The organism is Maribacter sp. HS, from assembly GCF_048059195.1.
GTDB classification, from domain to species: Bacteria; Bacteroidota; Bacteroidia; order Flavobacteriales; family Flavobacteriaceae; genus Maribacter; species Maribacter dokdonensis.
The window spans coordinates 1-1,453 of sequence record NZ_JAYLVV010000016.1 but is presented as its reverse complement, the minus strand read 5'-3'; the positions used below and the strand labels follow the sequence as shown (position 1 = coordinate 1,453).

The 1,453-nt window shown below is 42.2% G+C and carries 1 protein-coding gene; it reads left to right on the top strand.

Going from position 1 to position 1,453, the window contains the following annotated elements; translation table 11 throughout:
* Positions 1-354 precede the first annotated feature (354 nt).
* Positions 355-1,428 (top strand): IS110 family transposase, encoded by a 1,074-nt coding sequence (locus VBZ51_RS18945; RefSeq protein ID WP_416577967.1) that lies wholly within the window; start codon positions 355-357, stop codon positions 1,426-1,428.
* Positions 1,429-1,453 lie beyond the last annotated feature (25 nt).

Sequence of the window (1,453 nt, the reverse complement as noted above, 5' to 3'; positions counted from 1 at the left end):
GGCTCGTATGTTTGGTTCTTAGTTTGAAGATACTATATTTTGAATGATAAATTAGTTTAAAGGGAAGAGTGATTTCGAGGTTCGGCTAGATACTTGAGAAAGATATCGTCGCTTAGGTTTACGCTCTTCCTGAACTGATTTATTAAAGCATTATTTTAGATAATCAATAATAAGCTTAAGTAGAAGGGACAGAGAGGTCTCGGCTAGATACACTTTAGGGTGATATCGTTTCTTAGAAATCCCGCCCTTCTATAATTTTCTTGGAATCCGGACAGTACCTAGGTCCTTTGGATAGAGATCGAATCAAATGCGAGCAAGGATGATAAAGGGAATTATAGCTTAAAAACCGAAGAAATGGAAAAGCGTTTAAAACAGAGTCTTGGTATCGATGTTTCAAAGTTGAACCTGTCATTGTCACTAGGGTTTCTAAATGAAAGGCTGGTCAAGGAATTCAAGTCCCGTCCCGATGTATCCAATGATATAAAGGGCTATAAGGTACTCTTGAAATGGTTGGGGGCATCCGTCGATCCCGAAGTGGAACTGTTAGTGGTCTTGGAGGCGACGGGCGTGTATCATCAAGGTATAGCACATTATCTATATGAACATGGCCATAGCGTTTGTGTCATGCAATCCGGCCGTGTAAAGCGCTATGCGCAGAGTTTGGACCAACGTTCAAAAACGGATGCGTTGGATAGTAGGATGCTAAGTATGTTAGGCCTGGAAAGAAACATTCGTCTATGGCACCCGCCCAGTGAAGAGTTGCAGGAGCTAAAAGGGCTGAGCAGGGAACGTAGTTCATTGTTGAACGACAGAACGGTGGAAATCAATCGGCAAGGAGCGATCGCATCGAGCGTGCATAGCAATGTAAGAGCACTAAAAAGGCACAAGATCAGGTTAAAGCTTCTCAATACACAGATAGAGGCAGTTGAAGAAGAGATGCGGTCATTGATAGCGGACAACGAAGAATTGAAAAGGAAACTTGAATATTTGACAAGCATACCTGGTGTATCGTTCATATCTGCGGCTACGGTAATCGGGGAAACCTTAGGTTTTGAATCGATAGTCAACGCCAAGCAGTTGGCCAGCTACGCCGGTTACGATGTAGTATTGAGGGAGTCCGGCAACTACAAAGGGAAGACCAGGATCAGTAAAAAAGGGAACAGCCATATCAGGGCGGTACTACATATGCCCTCGATGACCTGTGTACGCTGTAACCCTACATTGAAACAGTTCTATAACAGACTAAAGCCAAACAAAGCAAAGCCTTTGGTGGCACTTGTAGCGGTACAGAGAAAATTATTGATATTGATGTACACCTTGTGGAAGAACGAACAGTTCTATGATGCTGAATTTGAAATAAAAAAGCAGCAAAAGCATGAAGCCCTTGCTGCGCGGGATAACAACTTGATAAATCAATCTGTTTCCTAAATTATTAAAGAAAAAACTTGTTTTT

What these genes read in the sequence shown, in the direction of transcription:
- VBZ51_RS18945 (WP_416577967.1), top strand. Translation starts at nt 355, where the DNA reads ATGGAAAAGCGTTTAAAACAGAGTCTTGGTATCGATGTTTCAAAGTTG.